The following is a 25,217-nucleotide window of genomic DNA, read 5'->3' on the forward strand; positions in this document are numbered from 1 at the left end:
GAGAAGCACGGAACAACGCCAGCTGGGCTACTTGTCGAGGCGAGCCAGATAGGCATGATGGGCGTTTATCGCCACTTTGCGTGCCGTCAGAGGCAGGACATCGGCGGAGGCAATGTAGCCATCAGGATCCAGCACCCAGCCCTTCTGCTCGGCCGCCGCAATAATGTCTTCATCCCAGTAAAGTGCTTTGCGCTGATCGCCACGAGTAGTGAGCGTGACTTCGCACTCGCCTTCCAGGGTACGATACTGCCGCCAGCTGTTCTCTGGAATCGAGATAACAGAACGCTCCGGTGCCACCAGCACCACTTCTTCGCCATCCCGGTTAAAAGTCACCTCCAAAGTCCCTTTGAATACCATGATGACCTGCACCTGCTCGCAGCGATGGCGCCCTATCTTGCCGCCCGCCGCCAGCTTCAGCCACTCCACAGAGAAGCCATGCGGGCGAATAATCTTCGGCTGATTATTGCGATCCTGGCTGATACCAAAGCCAATTACCGGCGCAATTTCGGCCCCGTGGCCGGACAGAATAGCATCCAGCAAGCCCTGGGAAGACCACACGCGCTGTTCGCCGGTCACAGCAAATTCGGCCATCTGCTGCGGTGAATAGTGCGTCAGAGAATCAATGTAAGATTGCGCCAGTTCCGGCATCAGCTGTGCTTCATCCGGGATCGCCTCGCCCTTTTCGGTATCAATCAGCATGTTGTCGCGGCTGAGGTACAACCCATATTCCTTCGCGGCCTGCATGACCGACGGGTGCCAGATGATGCCGCCGGTATTGTCTCCGCCAAGCACGGTGAACACCCAGCCGTTGGTGTCCGTCGGGGAAGCGTTGGTAAAGCCACGGAAAATCCACGTAGGAATAGACAAAATAGTCGGTGCGCTAAATGTCGCCTCATTTTCGCCGTTTGCCCCCCAGCGGAACCGCCAGCTTCCCTCGTGAATCAAGAAAACTTCCGCCGTGAAGTGCAGGTGCAGGTTGTTAGTCACGCCCTTTGGCATCGCCGCTGCGCCAATATTAAAACCGTGCGGCAAAGGGATATTGATCACCTGCTCAGAGGATTGGGTCACGCCAGGCCCGATAAAGGAGTAGTTCTGCTTGAGGTTCGACCCCGGCAGTTTACAGTCAATAAAAGCCACGCTGCACGACACCATATCTTCTGGCGTAACCAGACGTTTACGGGCTTCTTCGGTAGTCAGAATCGTGTTTTTCATAAGTTTTCCATCCATTAATAGCCGGAACCGGAACGGGCTGGAGGGATTTCGCCGCGGGCCTGTGCTACGGCATCACGTCCAGCCTGAGAAAGTTGCATGACATCGTTCGCGGGAGTGACCAGAGTGAAACCTTGCGCAATACGGTCTGCCGCAGCCTTACCAGAGGTGCAGAAGATCCCGGCGATTTTTTTGGCGGCGCGCGTGCGATCCAGAACGTACTCTATCGCCGCCAACATGTCTGGATGCTGTGACTCGGCACTGGCCGTGCCGGTCAGCGTCAGGGAAAGGTCGTTAGGGCCAATGAAAATGCCGTCCAGCCCGTCCACTTCCAGAATGGCGTCGAGATTTTTCAACCCGTCGCGCGTTTCAATCATCGCCAGCGTCAGGATCTGCTCATTGGCGTGCTGCGGGTAATCTTTGCCGCCATAGAGCAAGGCCCGGGCTGGCCCAAAGGAGCGATTCCCCAGTGGCGGGTAGCGGCAGGCAGCGACAAAACGACGGGCCTCCTCGGCGCTGGAGACCATCGGGCAGATGATGCCGTAAGCTCCCGCATCAAGCAGTTGCATGATCAACGCGCCGTCGTTGTGCGACACGCGAGCGATTGGCGTAGCGGGCGTGGAGGACAAAGCCTGAAGCATGGTCAATGCTGAGGCGAAGTCAATCATGCCGTGTTGCATATCAACCGTAACCGAGTCATAACCGTGATGGCCGACGATTTCAGCACTGTAGCTGCCTGGAATGGCCAGCCAGCCGTTGATGATGGGTTGCTTGCGCTGTTTTAGCGGGTTGAGTCGCATAAAAAAACCTCGTTTATCCATGAATGTAAGGCGGTGGCTGTATCTTGCGCTGCCTCGAGCGGCACAAAATGGCCCACCGAAGGCAATACTTTCCAATGTGCCAAAGGTGCGGCCTGCTGCACCGCGCGATGATGTTCAGTCGTGCAAATCGGGTCTTCTTCCCCACTGAGAATCAAGACAGGAACCTTGAGACTCCCCAGTGATTCCCGATGGTCCACGCGGCTAATGGCGATTTCCGTTTGCGCGGCAAACACCTCGACACCGCTGCGTTGCGCCATCGCCATAATCCGCTGCTGCAATGCAGTATCCGATTGCCGCTGGCGGGCGACATAACGCGGCCAGAGCTGCTCGGCGATAAACGTCCCCATCCCCTGCACTCTGGCTTGCGCCACGGCGGCTCGCCTGATGGGGGCATTTTCGGGGCGGTCAGCAAACGGATTGACGGAAATCAGCGCCAACCCGGCGACACGAGCCGGCGCGATGGACTGTATTTCCAACGCCACCATCGCTCCCAGTGAGAAGCCGCACAGGCAGAATCGAGCAGGTAAAACCGCCAGCAGGCGTTCAGCCGCGGCTTTAGCCGAATCATCCCCCTGCAGCGTGAAACAGTGCACGCTGCTGACGTTAAGTTGCGCCAGCATCGGCTGCCAGAGTTGCTCGTCGCACAGGGTGCCGCCAAGCAGAATTAACGGAACAGAAACATTGCTGATAGGTTGCATCATAGAGCGGGCGCAGCGTCAGGTTCAGGTTCGCGGCGAGCTTCCACCATACGAATTATTTGTTGGATCAACAAGATAGAGATAATGGAGATAATGCCGACCACCAGAAAACCCTGCTTAATCGCAAAGTAGTATTTGATGTAGCCCACCATTACTGGCCCGAAGAAAATGCCGGCGGAGTAGACGCTTTGATATAACCCGACGCGGGTTGACTGCTGCCAGACGGGAGTATGAGTCACAATCAGCGAGTTGAGCACGGTGAGGATCATACCGAAAGCCACCCCGGCCAGCGCCTGCAAACCATACAGCACCATAATGTTGGGCGCGTAAGGCATCGCCATGGCAATGACTCCCTGCAGCACGCCGCCAATCATCGCCGTTTTCGCTAACCCGAGTCGGCGGTAAAACACCGGGGCGCAGAGCGCGGTAGACAGTGCGTAAAAGACCAGGTGGATACTGCTCAGTGTCGCCAGCGAAGCCGATGCCATACCAAAACCTTCTGCCAGCAGGGGCGTCAGGGTGTCTCGCGTGGCGAACGGCACCATCATCACCACTGCGCACAGGCCGCCGAGATACCAGACGGATTTATCCGTCAGTTGGCTGCGTACTGCCGATTGGGCCGCCTCTTTCCGCGCCCTTTCTGGTCGACGTTCGCGAATAAAGAAGGTCAGAACCAGCGCCAGCGTCGCGGCCATCGACGCTACCAGGAAACTCGACTGCGGGCCAAAGTGGCGCGCCATAAAACCGGCAAGCGTGATACCAATAAAGGTGCCGACCGGCGAGGTGACACTCAGCAACGCGATGGCCGCTGCCGCCTCCAGCGGCGGGAAAAACGCCACAAACATCACGTTGTAAATCACCCACGTAGCGCTGGTGACACCATCGGCAAGCTTGGCGATAAACAGCGTTTCAGCCGTCGGGTGTATAAAGACCATCGGCCACGACAAAATGGTGAACAGCAGGCCAATTTGAATGATGCATTTACGGTTGTGAAACTTATCTGAGAGTATCCCTGTGGGGAATCGCAGCAGCATCGACGCCAGCCCGGTAGCCCCGATAATCACCCCCATGGTTCGCGCTTCGACATTCAGCGACGTGATATAGGGCGCTAAAAACGGATCAAATGCATGAATGCTCACAAAAAAAAGCAAACTGATAATAAAGAACAGCACGACGTCACGACGTAAGATTTTCAGCGACATAATTACCTCCAGATTCAGGACGCGGTCCAGCCACCATCGACCATTAATGCGGTGCCGGTGATCAGCGCTGAGGCCGGTGAAACAAGGAAAACCACCGGCCCCATCACATCTTCCAACTGTCCTAATCTCCCCAGTTTGATGTTACTCAGAACTTGCTGATGGAAAGCCGGGTCAGCCAGTGAGATGCGCGAAAGCTCGGTTTCGATGAAGGTCGGGCATAGGGTATTGACGCGAATGCCGCAGGGGCCAAGTTCAATCGCCATGGCGCGGGTCATGCCCTCCAGAGCAAATTTCGAAGCGCAGTAGACACTGCGCATCGTGCCGCCCACGTGGCCCATTTGTGACGAGATGTGCACGATAGATCCATGAATTCCAGCGTCTTGCATCTTGCGCACCACCTGCTGAGATACAAAGAACGTGGCGCGCACGTTGACGTCCATCACCGCGTCGTAATCTTCACGATTCACCTCGGTGAAGTGCTGATGCCGTGCCAGCCCGGCGCTGTTGATCAGAATATCCAACGCCGGTAATTGTTCGAGTGCGTGCTGGACGTCGGCAGGCTGGGTGATATCAACCGCTACCGAATGGAGCTGCAGACCTGCCTCCCTGGCCGTACTCACCGCGAGATCCAACTGGGCGCGATCTCGTGCAGCAATCCACACTTCAGCGCCAGCCTCGGCCAACGCCAGCCCGGCGGCAAATCCTATGCCGCGCGAGCCTCCTGTCACTAAAGCGCGTTTTCCATCCAGACGAAAACTCGGGGTTTTTGGCAACGACATAGTTACTTCCTTATTCAACAATACCGGCGTAAGGAACATTTTTATGACCATAGCGGCGAACACGAATATTGGCCTGCTCGCCGTGACCGGCAAAGCCTTCCAGTGCACACAGGCGCGAACAATATTCGCCGACACAGGCCGAAGCTTCATCCGTCAGCACTTTTTGATAGGAGCAGGTTTTGAGGAATTTGCCTACCCACAAGCCGCCGGTGTAACGCGCTGCTTGCCTGGTCGGCAATGTATGGTTGGTGCCAATGACCTTGTCGCCATAGGCCACATTGGTGCGTGGGCCAAGGAACAGCGCACCGAAATTACTCAAATTCTGTAAAAACCAGTCAGGATTGCGCGTCATCACCTGAACATGTTCGAAAGCCAGCCCGTTGGCGATATCACGCATTTCTTCATCATTCTCGGCTACGATCACTTCGCCAAATTTAGCCCAAGACTGCCGCGCGATGTGTGCCGTAGGTAAAATCTCCAACAGACGTTCAATTTCCGCCAGCGTTTCTATCGCGAGTTTTTCTGAAGTGGTCAGCAAAATGGCCGGAGAGTCCGGCCCGTGCTCGGCCTGGCCTAATAAATCAGTGGCACAGAGTTCGCCATCAACGCTGTCATCGGCAATCACCAGGGTTTCCGTCGGTCCAGCAAACAGGTCAATCCCCACGCGTCCGAACAGCTGACGTTTGGCTTCGGCCACAAAGGCATTGCCGGGTCCCACCAGCATATCGACAGGGGAAATGGATTCGGTGCCAATGGCCATTGCCGCCACGGCCTGAATGCCGCCGAGGCAGTAAATTTCATCGGCTCCCGCCATATGCTGCGCCACCACAATGGCGGGCGCAGGCTTACCGTTAAAAGGCGGCGCGCAGGTGATGATGCGCGGCACGCCCGCCACTTTGGCCGTGATAACCGACATATGGGCCGACGCCAAAAGAGGATATTTTCCCCCCGGCACATAACAGCCAGCCGCGTTAACCGGGATGTTTTTATGGCCCAGGATCACCCCCGGCAGGGTTTCAACTTCAATGTCGACCATGCTGTTGCGCTGGTGCCGGGCAAAATTGCGCACTTGCTCCTGAGCAAAGGCGATATCAGCAATATCGCGTTCTGACAGCTGCTCGTAGCAGTCTGCAATCTCTTCTTTGGTCAGCCGATAGCTGTCACGATCAAGGTTATCGAAACGAATGGAAAGCTCGCGAACTGCCTGATCTCCGCGTTCGGCAATATCGGCCAGAATACTTTCTACCGTTTCCCGCACCTTGCGATCTGCAGTTTTAATCGCCTCTGCTTCTGCCCCTTGTTTAAGCCACTTTGCCATAATTTTTACTCCAGAATGTGTCGCTCACGGTAAATGAATTCGAATGCAATACATATATAGTCACGGCTAAATACGGAAATAAACCCCTAATGCATTCGAATGCAACACGGATCGCAAAAATTATGCATCGCCGCTGCAATCCCCCATAATGTCGTTCACGGTATTTTTATCAGAAGGGAGCTCTTTATGTCTGAACGCATGCGCCGCCCCGTCACCAGTTACGATGTCGCGAAATTGGCCGGTGTTTCACAATCTGCGGTATCACGTGCTTTCACCGAAGGGGGAAAAGTCTCGGCCTCCACCCGTGAGAAAATCAAAGAAGCTGCAGCGCAGCTTGGCTATCGCCCAAGCTTTGTCGCCCGCTCGCTGATAACTCGCCGCTCGAACCTGGTTGGCGTGGTCGTGCCCGGCTTGATGAATCCGTTTTATGCGGGCCTGGTTGACAAATTATCATATGTATTCAATGAGATGGGATATAGCATCCTGCTTTTTTCCATGCATAGTGATGGCAGTACCGACCCGATTATGGAAGATGTATTGCGCCATCGGGTCGAAGCGCTGATTTTGGTTTCCACCATGCTCTCTTCACGTTTTGCCGAAGAATGTCAGCAAAATGGCCTGCCGGTACTGCTTTTAAATCGTACCAATGGCAGCAAAAATGTTTCCAGTGTGACCAGCGACAATATTCGAGGCGGCGCGCAAATCGCCGATTTTCTGGTGGCGGGTAAACACCGTCAATTGGCCTTTATGGCCGGGCTGGATACCTCCTCCACCAGCCGCGACCGTGAGCAGGGATTCATTGAACGTCTGCAGTGGCACGGCGTGGCACCGCCGCTAAGAGTCCAGGGCTTGTACACTCTTGAAACCGCGATGGAAGCGACACGCAGTCTGCTCAAGGGCAAAAAACGCCCCGACGGCCTCTTCTGCGCCAACGACATTATGGCGATCGGCGCACTGAATGTGGCGGTCGGCGAGTTCGGTTTGGTGGCTGGACAAGACATATCGATCATTGGTTTTGATGATATTGTGATGGCTGACTGGCCGTTATTCAAACTCACCACCTATGTTCAGCCCATGGACGAAATGGTGAACTCCGCCGTGCGCATCATTACCCAGCAATTTGCCGACCCGGGCTCTCCCGCCGTGCAACAGGTCCTGACCGGCAAGCTGGTGGTACGCCATAGCGCCCGCCTTCCGGTATAGTGCCCTTCCCCGTTATGCCACGTACTAATTCATTTTGCTCTAATACCAGAATGATCGACCCAGAATGAGGTATATCTTTAGGACCTGCCATTTCTTTGTTAGCAACTCTCTCTGGTTGATTTAGAGATTACGGGATGGACTGCGGTACGCAGTAAGGATGGTAGTACCAGCTCCCATGACGGGAGAGCATAAGAGACATCGTGCAGCCTACTGGTGATACACCGTTTTTGTACCACTAAGGCTATGGGGGAGGAATTGCAGTACTTTAGCCGTTAGCTATCAAGTACTTACCCAGAAATGGGTGGGGGCCCTGCCAGCTACATCCCGGCACACACGTCGTCTGCCCTGGCTGCTTCCTTCCGGACCTGACCTGGTGAACAGAGTAGCGTTGCGGGAGAACCAACAGAGCCCCCATTGAGAGCGTCATTTCTGACGCGCTGGCGCATTATCCCTGTGCGGCCCGGCAATTGCAACCCACGGCGGTCCGGATGATGGTTTATTGTCCGATGTGTTCTCCATCTCCCCTTTTTTGGGAACGTGTCGATATTGCGAAGTGGCTCCAGCAAATCGCCGGGCAGCGTTCAGACTATCCGATACTCTGGGTGTTTCTCTCTTCTTTATGGGGTCAATCATGATCAAATCACCGCCTTCACCACTGATGCTACCGATGCCTACAGCACCGCAACCAGAAAGTTGAAATTCCTTGAAAATCAAATGGTCAAACCCGACAAATTTGCGCCAGGCGCCTCGCAGGTGATTGGCCTGGTGCTGGAGTTTACCTTCCAGCAGCCAGACTAACGTCGCGCTTCACATCCCCCGGAGCCTCCATTATTCTGTGCTTTTCCCCTCAGGAAAGCGCAATGGAACCTGTTGATACATTCCCGCACAGGGTGTGGCAAATTGTCGCTGCAATCCCCGAAGGATCGGTCACCACCTACGGTGAGGTCGCCCGGCTCGCCGGGTCACCCCGCGCGGCTCGTCAGGTCGGTGGTGTGCTGCGCCGATTACCGGAAGGATCAACGCTACCCTGGCATCGTGTCGTTAACCGTCATGGTAATATTTCACTGACCGGCCCGGATCTTCAGCGCCAGCGCCAGGCGCTGCTCTCTGAAGGCGTTCAGGTATCGGGCAGTGGAAAAATTGATATGCAGAAGTATCGCTGGATTTACTGACTCCCTCCCCCGGGCGGAGGAGGGAAAGCGCCGTTAAGGAATCTGAGTTGGCGCCGGGACGGCAGAAGAAGGATTCACCTGCGTCGGGGATGTCGATGGAACTGTGGTTGCAGCACCTCCGGTCGCATTCACCGGTACGGCGGTTTGCTGCACTGGCACCAGCGTCAGATCGGCTTTGGTCCCGCCCTGGTTAATCACCTGCTGTACGGTATCGGTGATAAACACCAGCTTATCGTTTACCGTTACCGCAGCGCTCAGCAGAATGCGCGCGTTCGGCTGGATATCGGCCGGGTTAAACGGCAGCACGAAGCTGAACGGTGCCTGTTTCCCTTCGGTACGCGTCACCTTCTGCGAAATCACTTTTGAAGGCGCATCGGCGAGTGAGGCATCCGACAGGGTAACGGTCAGGACGGCATCCGGTGGCAGAGCCACTTTCTGGCGGATCCACACCGTACCAGAAACGTTAGGTTGCTGAATGACAGGCTGTGTAGCCTCAGAGGGATTTGGGCTTGGCGCTGGGGTTTTAATATCCGCGCTTTTCTGAGCACAGGCGGACAGTGCCACCGCAACCGCTAAACCACTTAACACGTGCACGAGTTTCATTATGTTCTCCTTATCATCCATGCGCTCGCGGGATGAAATCCTGCGAGAGTGCGTAGTTAAAACATTTGTGACGGAGTAAGTGTGGCACAGATCTCAGATTTTTGCCTGTAATCGCGCCGTTATTCAGACAATTGCACCCATCGGACCACTTCGAAAACTGCGTTATACTGTGGCTATTCCCGCGTACCGCGCGGTCTTTTTATCTTTGAGGACATTTATGAGTCAGGCTCTCTCTAATCTGCTAACCCTGTTAAATCTCGAAAAAATCGAAGAGGGATTGTTCCGCGGCCAGAGTGAGGATCTGGGCTTACGTCAGGTTTTTGGCGGCCAGGTTGTCGGTCAGGCGCTGTACGCCGCTAAAGAAACCGTTCCCGCCGATCGGCTGGTGCACTCATTCCATAGCTATTTCCTCCGTCCGGGAGACAGCCAAAAGCCGATCGTTTATGACGTGGAAGTGCTGCGCGATGGCAACAGCTTCAGCGCCCGTCGCGTTGCGGCTATTCAGCATGGCAAACCGATTTTTTACATGACGGCGTCGTTCCAGGCTCCGGAACCAGGCTACGAGCATCAAAAGCAAATGCCGCCCGCTCCGGCACCTGATTCTCTGCCATCGGAAACCGATATCGCCCGCCAGCTTGCGCATCTGCTGCCACCTCAGGCGAAAGAGAAGTTTTTATGCGACAAGCCGCTGGAGATCCGCCCGGTCGAGTTCCACAACCCGCTGAAAGGCCACGTCGCTGAACCGAAACGACAAGTGTGGATCCGCGCCAACGGCACGGTAGCCGATGATTTTCGCGTACATCAGTATCTGCTGGGCTACGCCTCCGATTTCAACTTCCTGCCCGTTGCGCTGCAGCCCCACGGCGTCGGCTTCCTCGAAAAAGGGATGCAGGTTGCCACCATCGACCACTCCATGTGGTTCCACCGTCCGTTCAATATGAATGAGTGGTTGCTGTACAGTGTGGAGAGCACGTCAGCGTCCAGCGCCCGCGGATTTGTACGCGGCGAGTTTTACACTCAGGACGGCGTACTGGTGGCCTCGACCGTGCAGGAAGGAGTGATGCGTAACCGCAGCTGACAATAGTGCGGTCTGCTGCCCTCTCCCCCAGCCCCTCTCCCATAGGGCGAGGGGAGTAAAGATGGAGCTCAACAATTCCCTCTCCCTGCGGGAGAGGGTCAGGGAGAGGGGGATAACTGATGCCCCAAAAACAAAAGCCTCCGAATCGGAGGCTTTTGTCGCTATGGAGATTATTCAACAATCAAGCGTTATAAGCATTCTCGCCGTGGCTGTTGACGTCCAGCCCTTCGCGCTCCTGCTCTTCCGGTACGCGCAGGCCCACGGTCAGGTCAGCCAGCTTGTAGCCGATAAAGGCAACAACCGCAGACCAGACGATAGTGACGGCGACGCTTTCCAGCTGCACCAGAACCTGATGGCCCATGGTTACGCCTTCCGCATAGCCCACGCCGCCCAGTGAGGTCGCCGCGAAGATGCCTGTCAGGATGCAACCAACGATACCGCAGACGCCGTGCACGCCGAATACATCGCAAGGATCATCCACGCGCAGCCAGCGTTTCAGCGCCGTGACGCCCCACAGGCCAGCCAGACCGGCTGCGATCCCGACAATCAGCGAACCACCCACGCCGATATAGCCACAGGCAGGCGTTACCGCAACCAGACCCGCGATGGCACCGGAACAGGCACCCAGCAGAGAAGGCTTGCCGCGCAGCGCCCATTCACCGAAGACCCAGGCCAGAATCGCCGCTGCTGTTGCTACTACGGTGTTCACGAACGCCAGACCCGCAATTTCGTTCGCCGCGCTCGCGGAACCGGCGTTGAAGCCGAACCAGCCCACGTAGAGGATTGCCGTGCCGGTGAAGACCATCGGCAGGTTATGCGGTTTGAACGCTTCTTTGCCAAAGCCCGCACGTTTACCAACCAGGTAAGCCCCAACCAGACCCGCTACGGCGGCGTTGATATGCACCACGGTGCCGCCTGCGAAGTCCAGAGCACCATGCGTCGCCAGCAGACCACCGCCCCACACCATGTGCGCAATCGGCACGTAGGAGAAGGTCATCCACACCACCACGAAGATCAGTACCGCGGAGAAGCGAATACGCTCCGCCAGAGAACCAACAATAAGGCCGACGGTGATACAGGCAAAGGAGCCCTGGAAAGCGACATGGATGTACTGATAGAAGGTGCCCATCAGCGCTTTAATGTCGATGCCTTTCAGCAGCACCCAGTCGAAGCTGCCGAAGAAGTTACCGCCGGTGCCAAAGGCCAGCGTATAGCCGTAAACCACCCACAGCACGCAGACCAACGCGAAGGAGACCGTGACCTGCGTCAGCATAGAGAGGACATTCTTCCCGCGGATCAGGCCGCCGTAGAACAGCGCGATGCCGGGGATACTCATAAACAGCACCAGCGCGGTGCTGATCATCATGAAAGCGTTGTCAGCTTTATCCGCGACGGCAGGCGCCGCCATCGCCAGACCCGGCAGCAGAGCCAGGAGACCAGGGGCAAATTTCAGTACTTTGTTCATGTTCTCGATCCCTATCACTGTGTGGTCTGAGAATTACAGAGCCGCTTCGTCGGCTTCGCCGGTACGAATGCGAATCACGCGCTGCAGCTCGGCGACAAAAATTTTGCCGTCGCCAATCTTGCCGGTGTAGGCCGCTTTGCTGATCACGTCGATCACTTCCTCAAGCTGATCGTCGGCGATCGCCACGTCAATTTTCACCTTTGGTAAAAAGTTGACGCTGTACTCGGCACCGCGGTAGAGCTCGGCATGCCCTTTCTGACGTCCGAAACCTTTTACTTCGGTCACGGTCAGCCCCTGAATACCAATTGAAGACAGTGCTTCACGAACATCTTCGAGTTTGAATGGTTTAATCACCACGGTAACCAGCTTCATAGATCCCCTCCAGTCAGAATTCAGTAATGGCCGCAGCTAACACGTATGAGGTAAAGCAAGCAGCGTGCCAGAAATAAAAAATCAGCGTTTTCCGACGGTTTCTGTGGGATGCGTAGCAGGCAAATTCGTGATGAAGGAGTCATAAGGCGGGAGATGAAACAAAAACGCACCAGCGTAGTGCATGGTGCGTCGAGGGAATGCACCAGCGCGCGCTGGTGTTAGCAAAATGCTTAACGGTGGTGCATCAAGCGATAAGTGACTCTTCTTCGATGCTGGCCGCCAGCTCTTCGCCGGCCAGCTGAAGCTGATACATCTGCCAGTAACGTCCTTTCGCTTCAAGCAGCTGCTGATGCGTGCCACGCTCTACCGCCTGCCCGCGATGCAGCACCAGAATGGTGTCCGCCTCCACGATTGTCGACAGGCGATGTGCGATCACCACCAGCGTTGTGTGCTGACGAACTGCCGCCAGCGCGTGCTGAATGGCCTGCTCGGTGCCGGAATCGATGTTGGCCGTCGCTTCATCAAGGATCAGGATTTGCGGCGTATCCACCAGCACGCGGGCCAGCGCCAGCAGCTGTTTCTGCCCAACGGAGAGATTATTGCCCTGCTCGCCGAGCTGGGTATATATCCCGTCACTCATACCGCGGGCCAATTCCGCCAGCTGCACGGTTTCCAGCGCCTGCCAGACCTGCTCTTCGCTGATATCGCGCCCAAGCGCGACGTTAGCAAAAAACGTATCGGCCATAACCACGGGATCCTGCTGTACCATCGCCACGCCCTGCCGCAGGACGCTGTGATCGAGCGTAGGGAGCGGCCGTCCGTCAAGGCGAATCTCGCCTTTGGTCAGCGGGTAATAGCCCATTAACAGGCTGGCGAGCGTGCTTTTTCCGCTGCCGGTATGGCCGACCAGCGCCACGAAGCTTCGCGTCGGAATGGTAAGATCGATATCCTGCAACACCAGCCTGTCGCCGCGATAGGCAAACGACACGTTATCCACTTCAATCGATCCGCTTTGCAGCGGCGCAGCGTCGTGACCATAAACCTGGCGTGGCTTATCCATCAGCTCAAAGACGCGCTCCCCCGCTACCACGGCCTGTTGCAGCATCGACTGCTGAGTCGTGAGTTCAATCAGCGGCTCATTGAGGCGCCCGAGATAGCTGATAAACGCGTACAGCACACCCACTTCAATGGTGCCTTTGGTGGTCAGGCCGAACAGCATCAGCAGGCCGCACAGGATCAGCGAGGAAAATAAACTCAGCAGCGGGCGCAGCAGGAAACCGTCCAGGCGCAGCGTCTGCATCCTCGCCATGTAGTGTGAACGGCTCGCTTCGCCCATGCGTTCGCCAAAGCGCGCCTGCTGGCGGAACTGCTGGATAACGCTCATGCCGTTGATGACTTCATTGAAGCCGTCGTTGATATCGGCCAGATAGGCGCGCACGCGGCGCACAATTGGCGTGCTGTAGCGTTGATAAATCACCATCACCACAATCACCGCCGGGAAAATGGCAATGGCCACCAGCGCCATGCGCCAGTCGAGGCTGAACATCGCCACCAGCATTGCACCAATCAGCGCTGCGCTGCGCAGAACCGTGGAGACCACGGTGACGTAGAGATCGCGGATCACTTCGGTATCGTTGGTCACGCGGGAAATCAACTGTCCGACAGGCTGCACGTCAAATTCGCTGAGCGGCTGGCGCAGCGCGGCATCCATCACGTCCGTGCGCAACTGCTGAACCACCCCCACCGCCGCCCGGTTAAACAGCAGTGATTGCACGTAGTGCAGCGACGCCGCCAGCAGCTGCAATCCGACATAGGCCGCTGCAAGGCCGCCGACAATGCCCCACGGCAGGTCGCTTTTCGCCACCATGTTATCAATGAAATAGCTGATGAGCAGCGGGCCGCTAACCTCTGCGGCGGCGGCAATCCACATGATCACCATGCCTATAGTCAGGGACTTGCGCCACGGTGAACCGTACGCCAGGAGGCGTTTCAGCGTCGGCCAGAGCTGTCCAAAATTACGCATCGGCTTCCTCCTCGCGCTGTTCTTCCGGAACGTCGTCGAGCGCCGCCTCCAGCTGCTGATAGCGGTACATATCGCGATACCAGCCCGGCTGCGTCGCCAGCTGCTCGTGAGCGCCGCGCTGGGCAATGTGTCCGTGCTGCATGACGATAATTTCGCTCGCCTCGGTTAACGCCGACAGACGATGGGCGCTGATGATCACCGTGCGCCCTTCGCCCCATTGCCGCAAATTGTGCAGGATTTGGTGCTCGGTCCGCCCGTCGACGGCGGAAAGCGCGTCGTCGAGGATCAGGATTTCCGCGTTCAGCAGCAGCGCACGGGCAATGGAGATACGTTGTTTTTGCCCGCCCGAGAGCATCACACCGCGCTCGCCGACTTCAGTATCGTAGCCCTGCGGCAGGCGCAGAATATCTTCATGCACGCTGGCAAGCCGCGCCACGTGCTCAATCTCTTCCTGCGTGGCCCCCGGATTACCCAGCGCAATGTTGTTCCCGACGGTGTCGGAAAACAGGAACGGCGTCTGGTTCACCACCGCCAGACGACTACGCCAGCCGTCAAGCTGGAGCACAGTCAGCGGCTTATCCTGAAAACGAATATCACCCTGAGTCACGTCAAAATGACGCTGAATCAGCGACAGCACCGTGCTCTTCCCGGCGCCCGTCGGACCACAAATGCCCAGCATCTGGCCCGGAGCAAGGCGGAACGCCACGTTGCTAAGGGTGGGTTTATCCGTTTGTGGATAGCGAAACTCATGGATATCCACGGCCAGGGTGCCGCGTTCAGGTGCCAGCGCTTCTCTACCGTCGTTCACCACCGGCGCTTCCGCCAGCATGGCGCGGATACGGGTGTAGGCCGCGCTGCCACGCTCAACGATGTTGAACATCCAGGCCAGCGCCAGCATCGGCCAAATCATCAGGCCGAGGTACATCATAAAGCTGGTGAGCTGCCCGAGCGTCAGGCTGCCGTGCACCACCATCCAGCTGCCGCCGCCGATGGCCAACAGGTTTGCCATACCGATGGCGATATAGATCGTCGGGTCAAAACGTGCATCCACGCGGGCTACGCGCATATTTTTTGCACCCGTGTCCGCAGCATCTGCCGCAAACTGCGCCGACTGCCTGTCTTCCAGGCCAAAGGCTTTGATCATGCGGATGCTGGTCAGGCTTTCCTGCGTGCGATCGTTCAGGCCGGAAAAGGCAGCCTGCGCAAGCTTAAAGCGCTCGTGCAGCGTGTCGCCGTTGCGTTTGATCGCCAGCGCCATGATCGGCATTGGCAGCAGCGCCAGCAGCGTCAGCTCCCAGCTGATTTGCGTGGACATGACGATCAGCACCGCGCAGCCCATCACCAGCGAGTCCACCAGCGTAAGCACGCCTTCACCTGCGGCAAACACCACGCGGTCAACATCGTTGGTGGCGCGGGCAATCAAATCCCCGGTGCGGTGGCGCAGATAAAATTCGGGATGCTGGCGGCTGAGTTGGCGGTAATAATCTTCGCGCAGCTCCACCGCAAGCTGGTAGGACGCGCCAAACAGCAGCACGCGCCAGACGTAGCGCAGCAGATACACCACCACCGCAATCAGCGCCAGCGTGCCCACCCACATCATGACTCGCGTGGCGGTATAGTGATTTTTTGTTACGCCATCGACCACGTAGCCCACCACCTTCGGCGGGATAAGCTGCAGAATGGCAATAATAATAAGCAGCAGGACAGCACCGAGATAGCGACGCCACTCCCGGCGGAAGTACCAGCTGAGTTGAGCAAATAATCGCACGCAGAATTACCCAGAGAATGATTCGATCGGCAGCGCGGTAGTGTATTTGATCTGTTCCATCGCAAAGCTGGATGTGACGTCAGATAACCCCGGTACGCTGTTCACCAGTCGTTTATAAAAATCGTCGTAGCGTTTCATGTCCGCCACCTGAACCCGCAGCAGATAATCGTACTCGCCCGCCATGCGCCAGAAGCCTAACACTTCCGGCATTTGCGTCACCTGGGACACAAAGCGGCTGTACCATTCGCTGCTGTGATGCTGGGTTTTAATCAGCACGAAGGCCGTGAGCCCGAGGCCCAGTTTTTCCGCATCCAGCAGCGCCACCCGACCGCGTAAAATGCCTTCGTCTTCGAGACGTTTGAGGCGTTTCCAGCAGGGAGTGGTGGTCAGATTAACGGCATCGGCCAGCGCCTGCAAAGAGAGGGTGCAGTCCTCCTGCAGCAGCGCCAGCAGCTTACGGTCAATTTTATCTATCATCAGCCCATCACAGAGAAAATTATTCTCTTCCTATTGTATTTCAAAGGCCAGATAGCAACAATTTTTTCCGTGCTTTCCAGTAAGCTGGGCACAAAATGACAAACGGAAAAAGCACCATGAACAGCACCTGGGTAAAACACGCCATCAGTGAGATTAACGCTGACTATCAGCGCTCTGCCGACACGCACCTGATTCGTCTGGCGCTGCCCGGGTTTCCGGGCATTCAGCTCTACCTGAAAGACGAGAGCACACATCCGACCGGCAGCCTGAAGCACCGCCTGGCGCGCTCGCTGTTTTTATACGGACTGTGCAACGGCTGGATAAAGGAAGGCACCACGATTATCGAGGCTTCGTCTGGCTCAACCGCCGTCTCCGAAGCCTACTTCGCTCGCCTGCTCGGCCTGCCGTTTATCGCCGTCATGCCCTCCTGCACGGCAAAGCGCAAAATTGAGCAGATAGAATTTTACGGCGGACGCTGCCACTTTGTGGAAAGCGCCTGTGAGATCTATGAGGCGTCTGAGAAGCTCGCCCGCGAGCTGAACGGCCATTATATGGATCAGTTCACCTTCGCCGAGCGGGCAACCGACTGGCGCGGCAACAATAATATTGCCGACAGCATTTTCCGCCAGATGCAGCATGAGCCGAATCCCGTTCCGTCGCATATCGTGATGAGCGCGGGTACCGGCGGCACGTCGGCCACCATTGGACGCTATATTCGCTGTCAGGGGTATGACACAAAGTTAACCGTGGTCGATCCGCAGAATTCAGTGTTTATGGACTTCTGGCAAAGCCGCGATGCCACGCTTCGCAGCCCGGTGGGCAGTAAAATCGAAGGGATCGGCCGCCCACGCGTGGAGCCGTCATTTATTCCTGACGTGGTCGATAATATGCTGCGCGTGCCGGATGCAGCGAGCGTTGCCACCGCGCACTGGCTGGAAACGCAGCTGGGCCGCAAAGTGGGCGCATCGACCGGCACCAACATGTGGGGTGCACTCGAAATCGCTGCTCAGATGCGCAGTGAAGGCCGGACAGGTTCCATTGTCACGCTGCTGTGCGACAGCGGTGAACGTTATCTGGAAACCTACTACAACCCGCAATGGATTGAGGCCAATATTGGCTCGCTGGCATCGTGGAAAGCGAAGCTGGCTGAACGGCTGGGGTGAGAATAAAAGGCGTAGGCACTCAGGTGAATACGCCGATTTCTTTAACCAATCAATAGCAGGCAGGAGAGATCGTCCCCGGCATTGATCATATCGATCGCTTTCTCCATCCGGCGGTCGATCGTTGACGAATGCAGGGTATGCTCTGCAAGACTTGCCACGATCTTCAGTACCGCCTTTTCGTCCGGCACTTCTTCCAGCGATTTCACACTCAGCAAATGCTTAATATAGAAATAGTCGAGGATCAGACGGTAAACCTGGCGCATGGCCTTTGAGTAATCCACCCCGGGGAAATGGCTGTGGTAAATTTTGTAGGTCAGCAAATTACGCAGCACATGCGGGGCGCTAAGGCAGGAATCCTGGCACACTAGCTGCCATTGCTTATCCAGTGTGGCAAATTTGTCAGCGAGCACTTGCAGGTCCGGACTTTCGGCGACGTCTAAATACGTTGCCATCTGCCGGTGCGCCTCACCGATAATGCCATCCCTCGCGCTATTTCTCGCGATCAGCGAACCCAGCACGGACAGTGCACGCACCTTCAGTCCAACCGAGTCCGTAGCCGATGGGCGATGGATCAGGTTCGCGCCATGCGCCAGATCGTTTAATAGCTGCTGATGGAGCTGCTCTGCCTGCGCGAAATGGCGGTGCAGGTCGAACTCAATGCGTTGCAGGTACACCATAAAGTGCGCCAACGCCATCAGATTCTGTTCAACGTTCACCGAAGGCGCCTGCAGGAGGTGCCAGGCAAAGAGATGGACAACCTGGTGGATTTGATTAACCGGTTGCCGCTGGCCGATAAGGTTGATTTTCGCCTTCGCCAGCAGCTCATCCTGTTCATGTACTAACATGCTGTCTGCATCGAACAACACCAGCCTCGCAACCTCCGGGCATGAGAGCGTCATTAAATGACGCGTTTCATCAGCGTAGCGCATTTTAGAACGTGGATAGGTTGAACAGGTGGCTGAAAGCGCCTTTTCCCCAAGCTCCCGGTGGACCAGGCATAACTTATTTTCGTCGATAAACGGACACTGTCCCTGCTCGTCCAGCTTGATCATCGAATAATTGCTTTTACCTTTTCGCACCCGCAGCAGGCTCTCTTTTGCCAGAGCGGCAATTTCTGGCTGTTCAGAGTTGAGGTAAGCATGATGGGTTTTCTTGTCGATGGATATCTTCCATCCCTGACAGCAGGAGATCAGGCATTCGGGGCCGACGCAGGCAAACTTCTTCACGAACTCCGGTTTGATCACTTTATGGATTTGCATAGCATTCTTCACGTGTAAAAGGCGAAAAATAGCACGCTGCCAGAAAAGATTAATAACGCCATAACCTGACGTTTTAACGAGCATTTCGCCCGTTCCGGAACGCCAAAGAAAAAAGCCAGACCTCATCAGAGGGCTGGCTTGCCGGAAGGGTCTCATTCATTCGGGGGAATAAGGGAGATGTGGAGTATCCAGCCAATGCGTTAAATAGTGGGAGACCGCCTGATTCTGGCAATGCCCGATAACCGGTAAGTGCGGCAGCGCCGCTTTCAGCTGCGGCATGGCGTTGCCCATAATCAACCCCTTCCCTACCAGTCCCAGCATTTCGCTGTCGTTCATCGCATCACCAAACGCCATACAGTCAGCCATCGTCATGCCCAGGTGACCGCTAAGGGCGGTGAGCGCCGCTCCTTTGTTACAGCCAACCGGCAGCACTTCCAGACATTCAAATGCAGAAAACGTGAGGTGCGCGCGATCGCCGATGGCGTCATTCAGTTGGATGCGCAGGCGGCTGAGATCGTCATGATCGCCGCAGAAACAGATTTTAGTGACGTCATGGGCGGGCAGCCGTTTGAAATCACAGAGCTGATAGCGGAAGCCGCTGTAAACATGCGCCTGGAGCATGTCAGGAATATCCCGGTCGGTAAGCCAGCCGCTGTCGTTGAATACGTGCATGCTCGCCTGAGTATCCCAGTGGCCGTGCAGAACCAGATCGGCCACTTCCGGATTAAGATCGCTACGATGGAGAACATCCCCTTCCAGCGAGTGAATGCGCGTGCCGTTGCCGGTAATGAGGAAAGCATCGAGAGAAAAATTACCGATCAGGTGGCGCATTTCGAGCACGTGGCGGCCTGTGGCAAACGTCAGCGTGATTTCCCGCTCGTGCAGGCGCTTCAGGGTGCTTAACGTTTTTTCACCCAGGCGATGGTCGGGCATCAGCAGTGTTCCGTCCATATCAAATGCAGCCAGTCGTGCCATGTGCTTCCCCGAAAGTGTGATGTAAGTCGCTTGCCCAAAAGTATCGCCTGAGATATACGGAAGGAATAGTGAATGAATGTTCTTTATTGTTCCGGGTTTATCAGGACAGAAGCGATGCGGCAACTCAACAGACTCAATCAATTCCAACGCCTGTGGCAACCCTCTACCGGCGCGCCGCAGCAGATTACCGTAGCAGAGCTGGCGGAACGCTGTTTTTGCAGCGAAAGGCACGTGCGTACCCTGCTGCGCCAGGCGCAGGACGCGGGATGGCTGAGCTGGCAGGCACAGTCCGGTCGTGGCAAGCGCGGCACGCTGACCTTTCATGTGACACCAGAAAACCTGCGCAATGAGATGATGGAGCGGGCGCTGGAGCTTGGCCAGCAGCAAAATGCCCTGGAGCTGGCGCAGCTGGCCGCGCCGGAGCTGCGGGCGCTGCTGCATCCTTTTTTAGGCGGTCAGTGGCAGAACAACACCCCGACGCTTCGCATTCCTTACTACCGCCCGCTTGAACCGCTGCATCCCGGCTTTTTACCGGGGCGTGCCGAGCAGCATCTGGCCGGGCAAGTGTTCTCGGGTCTGACGCGTTTTGCTCATGATAAAGATGAGCCAGTGGGCGATCTGGCGCATCACTGGGAAGTCTCCGACGACGGGCTGCGCTGGCACTTTTATATCCGCTCAACGCTGTACTGGCATAACGGCGATCCGGTGGATACCACACAGCTCTGGCGTCGGCTGGAAATGTTGCTCACTCTGCCAGCGCTGCGGACGCTGTTCGCCAGCGTGCAGAACATTGCCGTAACGCACGCACAGTGCCTGACCTTCACTCTGGTGAAGCCAGACTATTGGCTGGCTTATCGTCTCGCCAGCTATTGCAGCGTACTTGCGCACCCGGACAATGCCGCTCTTGGCACCGGCCCTTTCCGTCTGAACGTATTCGAGCCTGAACTGGTACGGCTGGAGAGCCACAGCCGCTATCATCTCAGCCACCCACTGCTACAGGCCATTGAGTACTGGATCACGCCACAGCTGTTTGCCCAGGATCTGGGGACCAGCTGTCGTCATCCGGTTCAGCTTGCCATTGGTGAAGCAGATGATTTGCGTAATTTACGCCCCGTCAGCGACAGCATCAGCCTGGGGTTCTGCTATCTGACGCTCAGAAAAAGCCCGCGTTTGACAACCGCTCAGGCGCAGAAGCTGATTGCGCTTATCCACCAGACGTCGTTGATGCAGACCCTGCCGCTGGACGAAAACCTGATCACCCCAAGCCAGGAGCTGCTGCCGGGCTGGGCGATCCCTCTGGCGGCAGAGACGGATTCCGTTATATTTCCGCCAGCGCTGACGCTGATTTATCATCTCCCCGTTGAGCTGCATACGATGGCAGAACAGCTGCGGCAGGCACTTGCTCTGGCAGGATGTGAGCTGACGGTCATTTTCTACGACGCCAAAACCTGGGACGGCTGTGTTGAGCTGGCAAAAGCCGATTTGGTGATGGGCGACAGGCTCATTGGTGACACGCCGGAGTATACCCTTGAGCAGTGGCTGCGCTGTGATCCGCTCTGGCCGCATACCTTGAGCGCTGCACAATATGCCCACCTTCAGGCAACGCTGGATGCAGTACAAACCCAACGGCAAGCGGCATCGCGACACGCTGCACTGCAAAACGTCTTCCACCATTTGATGGAAGATGCCGTGCTGACGCCGCTGTTTAACTATCAGTACCGAATCAGCGCGCCGCCTGGCGTCAACGGGATACGACTGAACGCGCGGGGCTGGTTTGATTTCACCGAAGCGTGGCTTCCGGCATCCACATCGACGTAAAGCACGTGTTGTCGCTGGTGGACGTAACGCTCAGGCGTTACCATAGCGTTTTCTCAGAATTGACAGGATTTGCTATGAAACGCGCCGTTGTGGTTTTCAGCGGAGGTCAGGACTCCACCACCTGCCTGGTACAGGCTCTCCAGCAGTATGACGAAGTGCACTGCGTAACCTTTGATTACGGGCAGCGCCATCGTGCAGAGATCGACGTGGCGCGTGAACTGGCATTAAAACTCGGCGCCCGTGCCCACAAAGTCCTGGACGTGACGTTGCTTAACGAACTGGCTGTCAGCAGCCTGACGCGCGACAGCATTCCTGTACCGGACTACGAGCCGGAGGCTGACGGCATTCCGAATACGTTCGTTCCCGGCCGCAATATTCTGTTTCTGACGCTGACCGCGATTTATGCCTATCAAGTTAAAGCCGAAGCGGTGATTACCGGCGTGTGCGAGACCGATTTTTCCGGCTACCCGGACTGCCGGGATGAGTTCGTGAAAGCACTCAACCACGCGGTCAATCTCGGCATGGCCAAAGAGATTCGCTTTGAAACCCCACTGATGTGGATTGATAAAGCCGAAACCTGGGCGCTGGCTGATTACTGGGGACATCTCGAGCTGGTGCGAAGCGAAACCCTTACCTGCTATAACGGCATCAAGGGTGACGGCTGTGGGCACTGTGCCGCCTGTACCCTGCGCGCCAATGGCCTGAATCACTATCTGGCAGACAAAGCTGGCGTGATGGCAGCCATGAAGGCGAAAACGGGTCTGAAATAACCCATCATCCCCGGCGGTAAAAATGCCAGCCGGGGATTATCTCGACGAATTACCCCACCATTGCTTCCAGATGTTCGCGAAGCTCACCTTCCAGCGCCAGCGCCTTTTGCGTTTTCAGATCGATGCAAACAAACGTGATTTGTGCGTCTGCCACCACTTCGCCCTCAGGCTCCAGGGTCACGACCTGGCTCAACACGCCGCTTTTACCGTTTAGCTGCTGCACCTTGCTGGTGACGGTGAGCAAATCGCCCAGCACCGCCGGGCGGCGATAGTTGATGTTGATATTCACCACCACAAACGCGATGTTGTGCTTCGTCATCCACTGGAATCCGGAGCTGTTTTCCAGCCCGTCCCAGCGGGCTTCTTCTAAAAACTCCAGATAGCGGGCGTTATTGACGTGCTGGTAGACATCGAGGTGATATCCGCGAACTTTGATTTGAGTCTGCATAGCGCAATAGCCTTTCTTATTAATAGAGTCAGAGGTCGCACACTGGTACGACCTCTTTAGTCTGGCATTTTTTTACAACTGTGCAACCTTTTGCCGGGGTCAGAGCATCAGATGCGAAAGATTTCTTTCAACCAGGGCGCCTCCCATCCCCGGTACCTGACGCAAATCATCGATACTTTTAAAAGGGCCGAACTCCTCACGGTAGCTGATAATAGCCTGGGCTTTTTTGAGCCCGACGCCGTTCATCACGCGGGCAAGCTCTTCAGCGCTGCCGGTATTAATGCTGACCTTATCGCCGTTGCCCCGATCGTTTTTGGTGGATGCAGCACTTTTCTCAGTTCCGGGGGACATTGTCGCCGCGGCTTTGACATCTGGCGGCGCTTTTCCCGTGGCGGTGGCCGCAAGGGTCTGCGAGCTGAAACCTGAGCCGATAAGCATTAAGACGAAGAGTAGCGTTTTGATTCCTGTTTTCATGCTGTTATCTCCTTGTTTGTTGACAGCGAGGTCACCATAACCGGACAGCGAAAACAGCGCTAAGGGCAGATTTCAAAAATGGAAAAGGCCGCGAAAGCGGCCTTTTGTTATTGCAGTTCGTTACGAAAATCTGCGAGCGTGCCCGAATTATTGCTGCTGTTCGGCAATGTCACCCAGCTTGATTTTCGCTTCTTTGCGCAGGTTCGCCATCAGTGCTTCAAAGGCCACCTGAGCATTGTTCTGAGTGATGCCCTGCACCATCGCTTTTTTCTGCTCTTCCGGCATGGTGCCATCTTTCACTTCATCCAGCGAAACCAGAACCACGTTACCTCGCATGTCAGAGCCAACGCCATAGCTTGCCTTATCCTTCTGCGGTAACGGCAGCGTGAACGCAGTCTGGCTCAGCGGATCCTGACCGGTACGGCTCAGCGTTTTTGCTGTACTGAAGCTCAGGTTAGCGGCTTTCATGGCCTCATCGCCTTTGCCCGCTTTCAGGTCGGCCAGCAGCTTCTCAGCCGTCAGGTTAGCCTGCTGCGTTGCTTTGGTGTGCTTCACGATATCCGTGACCTGATCCTTCACCTCAGCCAGAGGCTTAACGGCTTCTGCTTTATGCTCGCTAACGCGCAGAACAAACGCACGGTCACCGTCGACGGTGATGATGTCGGAGTTACTGCCAGGCGTGCCGTTTTCACCTACCAGGCCACCGTTGAAGATAGCATCAGAAACGGGTTTGAAGTTCAGCTCCGCCGGGAGATTATCATGACCAAACCAGCCGGTTTCGATCGCTTTGATACCGGATGCCTGCTCGGCGCCCGCCAGGGATTCGTTATCGTTGCTGGCCGCATCGCTGACTTTCTGCTGCATCGCGTAGTAGGCATCAAGCGCTTTTTCCTGCTTCACTTTCGCCGCGATTTCATCACGCACTTCTGCCAGCGGTTTCACCTTCGCAGGCACCACGTCATCAAGACGGGCAACCAGGAAACCCACGCTGGATTTGATCACACCAGACAGCTGACCTTTCTCTTTCAGACCGGCATTTTTCAGCTCGTCCGGCGTGGTAGAGGCTTCCAGCCAGCCCATGTCGCCACCGTTTTTGGCGGAGATGATATCGGTGGATTTTGCCTTCGCAACGTCAGCAAAATTCGCCCCTTTGTTGATGTCATCCAGCGCAGCTTTCGCATCGGATTCCGTTTTGGTCTGTATGACGCTGTAGCGCACGCGCTGTGGCTGGGTGAACTGATCCTGATGCTGATCGTACCAGGACTGAATATCCGCGTCAGAGGCCGTTTCCTGCAGGCTGGCAGCATCCAGTTTGATGTAGCTGACGCGGAACTGCTCCGGTGCGACAAACTGGTTTTTATGCTGCTCGTAGTAGCTGGTAATTTCCTGATCGCTGACCTGCTGCTTCGCTGCCAGCGCATTTACATCAATCGTGGCTTCACGGACGACACGCTGCTGAGAAACAAGAGCCGCCAGCTGGTCAGTTTCGCCGGGTAGCATGAATTCAGAGCCAACAATGGCGTTGATCAGTTGCTGGGTCACCAGCTGGTTACGCAGCGCCTGCGCATACTGATCGGTGGTCATGCCCATCTGGCCGACGATCCCGCTGAAGCGCTGGTTGTCGAATTTGCCGTTAGACTGGAAAGCCTGAGTCTGGAAAATCGCCTGCTTCACCTGATCGTCGCTGATGCCGAGATTCAGATGTCTGGCGTACTGGTCGAGGAGCGATTCATCAATCAGGCGGTTGAGCACCTGCTGACGCATCGTTTTCATATAATTTTCGTTAGAAGCCAGCTCGGAGAACCGATCGCCTAACTGCTGCTGCATGCGATTTCTTTCGCTGGCAACGGCATTCTCATACTGTGCGCGACCAATTTCCTGGCCATTCACTTTTGCGGCATATTCTTTGTTACCGCCAATCAGGTAGCTACTCACGCCGGTCAAAATGAACGACACGATAATGATACCGAAAATAATCTTGAGCACGACGCTATTGGCTGCCGTACGTAAGGAGTCCATCATGGTGTAACAACGCTCCGCTGTAGGTGACTTTAAACCTTGCACAGCATAGCACGAGAGCGGCTGCGCACGATGACGTATTTTGGCAAGAAACGAGGGGTAT

The 25,217-nt window shown here is 56.1% G+C and carries 23 protein-coding genes and 1 other RNA gene; 6 read left to right on the top strand and 18 right to left on the bottom strand.

Translation table 11 applies throughout. The features are described 5' to 3' along the window. Window positions 1-27: 27 nt before the first annotated feature. From AB1287_RS02190 to hisD, 6 genes are read right to left on the bottom strand one after another with little or no spacing between them, the layout of a single operon-like run. Entirely contained in the window at window positions 28-1,212 is a 1,185-nt protein-coding gene (locus tag AB1287_RS02190) for a cupin (protein ID WP_435616816.1), read from the bottom strand. Window positions 1,213-1,226: 14 nt separating this feature from the next. Then, entirely contained in the window at window positions 1,227-2,009 is a 783-nt protein-coding gene (locus AB1287_RS02195) for an HpcH/HpaI aldolase family protein (protein ID WP_312624734.1), read from the bottom strand. Next, a complete protein-coding gene (locus tag AB1287_RS02200; RefSeq protein ID WP_435616817.1) occupies window positions 1,991-2,731 on the bottom strand; it encodes an alpha/beta fold hydrolase in 741 nt (246 codons plus the stop codon). The genes AB1287_RS02195 and AB1287_RS02200 overlap by 19 nt, the downstream gene beginning before the upstream one ends. Continuing rightward, complete coding sequence (locus tag AB1287_RS02205) at window positions 2,728-3,930, bottom strand: MFS transporter (RefSeq protein WP_435616818.1); 1,203 nt, start codon at window positions 3,928-3,930, stop codon at window positions 2,728-2,730. The genes AB1287_RS02200 and AB1287_RS02205 overlap by 4 nt, the downstream gene beginning before the upstream one ends. A 14-nt stretch (window positions 3,931-3,944) precedes the next feature. Beyond that, complete coding sequence (locus AB1287_RS02210; RefSeq protein WP_435616819.1) at window positions 3,945-4,709, bottom strand: SDR family NAD(P)-dependent oxidoreductase; 765 nt, start codon at window positions 4,707-4,709, stop codon at window positions 3,945-3,947. A 10-nt stretch (window positions 4,710-4,719) separates the two neighbouring features. Further along, on the bottom strand, window positions 4,720-6,027 hold the full coding sequence (gene hisD / locus AB1287_RS02215; RefSeq protein ID WP_312624742.1) for a histidinol dehydrogenase: 1,308 nt from the start codon (window positions 6,025-6,027) through the stop codon (window positions 4,720-4,722). 186 nt (window positions 6,028-6,213) lie between these two features. Between hisD and AB1287_RS02220 the strand changes: the two genes are divergently transcribed. Beyond that, window positions 6,214-7,230 carry a LacI family DNA-binding transcriptional regulator gene (locus AB1287_RS02220; RefSeq protein ID WP_435616820.1) on the top strand — a complete coding sequence of 339 codons (1,017 nt, stop codon included), beginning with the start codon at window positions 6,214-6,216 and terminating at the stop codon, window positions 7,228-7,230. A gap of 308 nt (window positions 7,231-7,538) precedes the next feature. Here AB1287_RS02220 and ffs read toward each other — a convergent pair. After that, window positions 7,539-7,635, bottom strand: an RNA gene (gene ffs / locus AB1287_RS02225) — signal recognition particle sRNA small type. Between the two features lie 455 nt (window positions 7,636-8,090). Between ffs and AB1287_RS02230 the strand changes: the two genes are divergently transcribed. After that, complete coding sequence (locus AB1287_RS02230) at window positions 8,091-8,402, top strand: MGMT family protein (protein WP_312624750.1); 312 nt, start codon at window positions 8,091-8,093, stop codon at window positions 8,400-8,402. Between the two features lie 33 nt (window positions 8,403-8,435). On the opposite strand, the gene AB1287_RS02235 is transcribed toward AB1287_RS02230, so the two are convergent. After that, entirely contained in the window at window positions 8,436-9,005 is a 570-nt protein-coding gene (locus AB1287_RS02235; RefSeq protein WP_312624751.1) for a YbaY family lipoprotein, read from the bottom strand. A 217-nt stretch (window positions 9,006-9,222) separates the two neighbouring features. Here AB1287_RS02235 and tesB point away from each other — a divergent pair, with 217 nt between their 5' ends. Next, window positions 9,223-10,083 carry an acyl-CoA thioesterase II gene (tesB, locus tag AB1287_RS02240; protein WP_435616821.1) on the top strand — a complete coding sequence of 287 codons (861 nt, stop codon included), beginning with the start codon at window positions 9,223-9,225 and terminating at the stop codon, window positions 10,081-10,083. Window positions 10,084-10,264: 181 nt separating this feature from the next. Here tesB and amtB read toward each other — a convergent pair whose 3' ends face one another. The 5 genes from amtB to AB1287_RS02265 form a co-directional block, all read right to left on the bottom strand. Next, window positions 10,265-11,548 (bottom strand): ammonium transporter AmtB, encoded by a 1,284-nt coding sequence (amtB, locus tag AB1287_RS02245; protein ID WP_312624753.1) that lies wholly within the window; start codon window positions 11,546-11,548, stop codon window positions 10,265-10,267. A gap of 33 nt (window positions 11,549-11,581) precedes the next feature. Then, window positions 11,582-11,920, bottom strand: a complete 339-nt coding sequence (glnK, locus tag AB1287_RS02250; RefSeq protein ID WP_097161518.1) for a P-II family nitrogen regulator — start codon at window positions 11,918-11,920, stop codon at window positions 11,582-11,584. Between the two features lie 244 nt (window positions 11,921-12,164). Then, window positions 12,165-13,943: a SmdB family multidrug efflux ABC transporter permease/ATP-binding protein gene (locus AB1287_RS02255; protein ID WP_435616822.1), complete on the bottom strand. Its 1,779-nt coding sequence runs from the start codon at window positions 13,941-13,943 to the stop codon at window positions 12,165-12,167. Further along, a complete protein-coding gene (locus AB1287_RS02260) occupies window positions 13,936-15,711 on the bottom strand; it encodes a SmdA family multidrug ABC transporter permease/ATP-binding protein (protein WP_435616823.1) in 1,776 nt (591 codons plus the stop codon). The genes AB1287_RS02255 and AB1287_RS02260 overlap by 8 nt, the downstream gene beginning before the upstream one ends. A 6-nt stretch (window positions 15,712-15,717) precedes the next feature. Beyond that, complete coding sequence (locus tag AB1287_RS02265) at window positions 15,718-16,188, bottom strand: Lrp/AsnC family transcriptional regulator (RefSeq protein WP_312624757.1); 471 nt, start codon at window positions 16,186-16,188, stop codon at window positions 15,718-15,720. Between the two features lie 116 nt (window positions 16,189-16,304). Here AB1287_RS02265 and AB1287_RS02270 point away from each other — a divergent pair, with 116 nt between their 5' ends. Then, window positions 16,305-17,351: a PLP-dependent cysteine synthase family protein gene (locus AB1287_RS02270; protein ID WP_312624912.1), complete on the top strand. Its 1,047-nt coding sequence runs from the start codon at window positions 16,305-16,307 to the stop codon at window positions 17,349-17,351. A gap of 41 nt (window positions 17,352-17,392) precedes the next feature. On the opposite strand, the gene fliB is transcribed toward AB1287_RS02270, so the two are convergent. Both fliB and cof read right to left on the bottom strand, forming a co-directional pair. Next, window positions 17,393-18,610: a flagellin lysine-N-methylase gene (fliB, locus tag AB1287_RS02275; protein WP_435616824.1), complete on the bottom strand. Its 1,218-nt coding sequence runs from the start codon at window positions 18,608-18,610 to the stop codon at window positions 17,393-17,395. 156 nt (window positions 18,611-18,766) lie between these two features. Continuing rightward, complete coding sequence (cof, locus tag AB1287_RS02280) at window positions 18,767-19,585, bottom strand: HMP-PP phosphatase (protein WP_312624759.1); 819 nt, start codon at window positions 19,583-19,585, stop codon at window positions 18,767-18,769. Between the two features lie 114 nt (window positions 19,586-19,699). On the opposite strand from cof, the gene AB1287_RS02285 reads away from it, so the two are divergent. Next, window positions 19,700-21,403 (top strand): SgrR family transcriptional regulator, encoded by a 1,704-nt coding sequence (locus AB1287_RS02285; protein WP_435616876.1) that lies wholly within the window; start codon window positions 19,700-19,702, stop codon window positions 21,401-21,403. Window positions 21,404-21,477: 74 nt separating this feature from the next. Beyond that, window positions 21,478-22,173: a 7-cyano-7-deazaguanine synthase QueC gene (gene queC, locus AB1287_RS02290; RefSeq protein WP_312624762.1), complete on the top strand. Its 696-nt coding sequence runs from the start codon at window positions 21,478-21,480 to the stop codon at window positions 22,171-22,173. Window positions 22,174-22,222: 49 nt separating this feature from the next. On the opposite strand, the gene AB1287_RS02295 is transcribed toward queC, so the two are convergent. The 3 genes from AB1287_RS02295 to ppiD all read right to left on the bottom strand — a co-directional run bounded on the left by AB1287_RS02295 (window position 22,223) and on the right by ppiD (window position 25,117). Next, the gene (locus tag AB1287_RS02295) at window positions 22,223-22,621 is read right to left on the bottom strand and encodes a YbgC/FadM family acyl-CoA thioesterase (RefSeq protein ID WP_435616825.1); all 399 of its coding nucleotides are present in this window, start codon (window positions 22,619-22,621) and stop codon (window positions 22,223-22,225) included. A 99-nt stretch (window positions 22,622-22,720) separates the two neighbouring features. Continuing rightward, window positions 22,721-23,095 carry a helix-hairpin-helix domain-containing protein gene (locus tag AB1287_RS02300; protein WP_312624766.1) on the bottom strand — a complete coding sequence of 125 codons (375 nt, stop codon included), beginning with the start codon at window positions 23,093-23,095 and terminating at the stop codon, window positions 22,721-22,723. Between the two features lie 147 nt (window positions 23,096-23,242). Next, complete coding sequence (gene ppiD / locus AB1287_RS02305) at window positions 23,243-25,117, bottom strand: peptidylprolyl isomerase (RefSeq protein ID WP_435616826.1); 1,875 nt, start codon at window positions 25,115-25,117, stop codon at window positions 23,243-23,245. Between the last annotated feature and the right edge of the window lie 100 nt (window positions 25,118-25,217).

The organism is Scandinavium sp. UTDF21-P1B (genome assembly GCF_040750395.1).
Taxonomy (GTDB): Bacteria; Pseudomonadota; Gammaproteobacteria; order Enterobacterales; family Enterobacteriaceae; genus Scandinavium.

Excerpts from the sequence above, each read along its gene's own strand:
- glnK (WP_097161518.1), bottom strand. The coding sequence starts at position 11,920 with ATGAAGCTGGTTACCGTGGTGATTAAACCATTCAAACTCGAAGATGTT.
- ppiD (WP_435616826.1), bottom strand. The coding sequence starts at position 25,117 with ATGATGGACTCCTTACGTACGGCAGCCAATAGCGTCGTGCTCAAGATT.
- AB1287_RS02210 (WP_435616819.1), bottom strand. The coding sequence starts at position 4,709 with ATGTCGTTGCCAAAAACCCCGAGTTTTCGTCTGGATGGAAAACGCGCT.
- AB1287_RS02300 (WP_312624766.1), bottom strand. The coding sequence starts at position 23,095 with ATGAAAACAGGAATCAAAACGCTACTCTTCGTCTTAATGCTTATCGGC.
- AB1287_RS02220 (WP_435616820.1), top strand. The coding sequence starts at position 6,214 with ATGTCTGAACGCATGCGCCGCCCCGTCACCAGTTACGATGTCGCGAAA.
- AB1287_RS02230 (WP_312624750.1), top strand. The coding sequence starts at position 8,091 with ATGGAACCTGTTGATACATTCCCGCACAGGGTGTGGCAAATTGTCGCT.
- amtB (WP_312624753.1), bottom strand. The coding sequence starts at position 11,548 with ATGAACAAAGTACTGAAATTTGCCCCTGGTCTCCTGGCTCTGCTGCCG.
- queC (WP_312624762.1), top strand. The coding sequence starts at position 21,478 with ATGAAACGCGCCGTTGTGGTTTTCAGCGGAGGTCAGGACTCCACCACC.
- AB1287_RS02200 (WP_435616817.1), bottom strand. The coding sequence starts at position 2,731 with ATGATGCAACCTATCAGCAATGTTTCTGTTCCGTTAATTCTGCTTGGC.
- hisD (WP_312624742.1), bottom strand. The coding sequence starts at position 6,027 with ATGGCAAAGTGGCTTAAACAAGGGGCAGAAGCAGAGGCGATTAAAACT.
- fliB (WP_435616824.1), bottom strand. The coding sequence starts at position 18,610 with ATGCAAATCCATAAAGTGATCAAACCGGAGTTCGTGAAGAAGTTTGCC.
- AB1287_RS02235 (WP_312624751.1), bottom strand. The coding sequence starts at position 9,005 with ATGAAACTCGTGCACGTGTTAAGTGGTTTAGCGGTTGCGGTGGCACTG.
- cof (WP_312624759.1), bottom strand. The coding sequence starts at position 19,585 with ATGGCACGACTGGCTGCATTTGATATGGACGGAACACTGCTGATGCCC.
- AB1287_RS02285 (WP_435616876.1), top strand. The coding sequence starts at position 19,700 with ATGCGGCAACTCAACAGACTCAATCAATTCCAACGCCTGTGGCAACCC.
- AB1287_RS02270 (WP_312624912.1), top strand. The coding sequence starts at position 16,305 with ATGAACAGCACCTGGGTAAAACACGCCATCAGTGAGATTAACGCTGAC.
- AB1287_RS02195 (WP_312624734.1), bottom strand. The coding sequence starts at position 2,009 with ATGCGACTCAACCCGCTAAAACAGCGCAAGCAACCCATCATCAACGGC.
- tesB (WP_435616821.1), top strand. The coding sequence starts at position 9,223 with ATGAGTCAGGCTCTCTCTAATCTGCTAACCCTGTTAAATCTCGAAAAA.
- AB1287_RS02190 (WP_435616816.1), bottom strand. The coding sequence starts at position 1,212 with ATGAAAAACACGATTCTGACTACCGAAGAAGCCCGTAAACGTCTGGTT.
- AB1287_RS02205 (WP_435616818.1), bottom strand. The coding sequence starts at position 3,930 with ATGTCGCTGAAAATCTTACGTCGTGACGTCGTGCTGTTCTTTATTATC.
- AB1287_RS02295 (WP_435616825.1), bottom strand. The coding sequence starts at position 22,621 with ATGCAGACTCAAATCAAAGTTCGCGGATATCACCTCGATGTCTACCAG.
- AB1287_RS02265 (WP_312624757.1), bottom strand. The coding sequence starts at position 16,188 with ATGATAGATAAAATTGACCGTAAGCTGCTGGCGCTGCTGCAGGAGGAC.
- AB1287_RS02255 (WP_435616822.1), bottom strand. The coding sequence starts at position 13,943 with ATGCGTAATTTTGGACAGCTCTGGCCGACGCTGAAACGCCTCCTGGCG.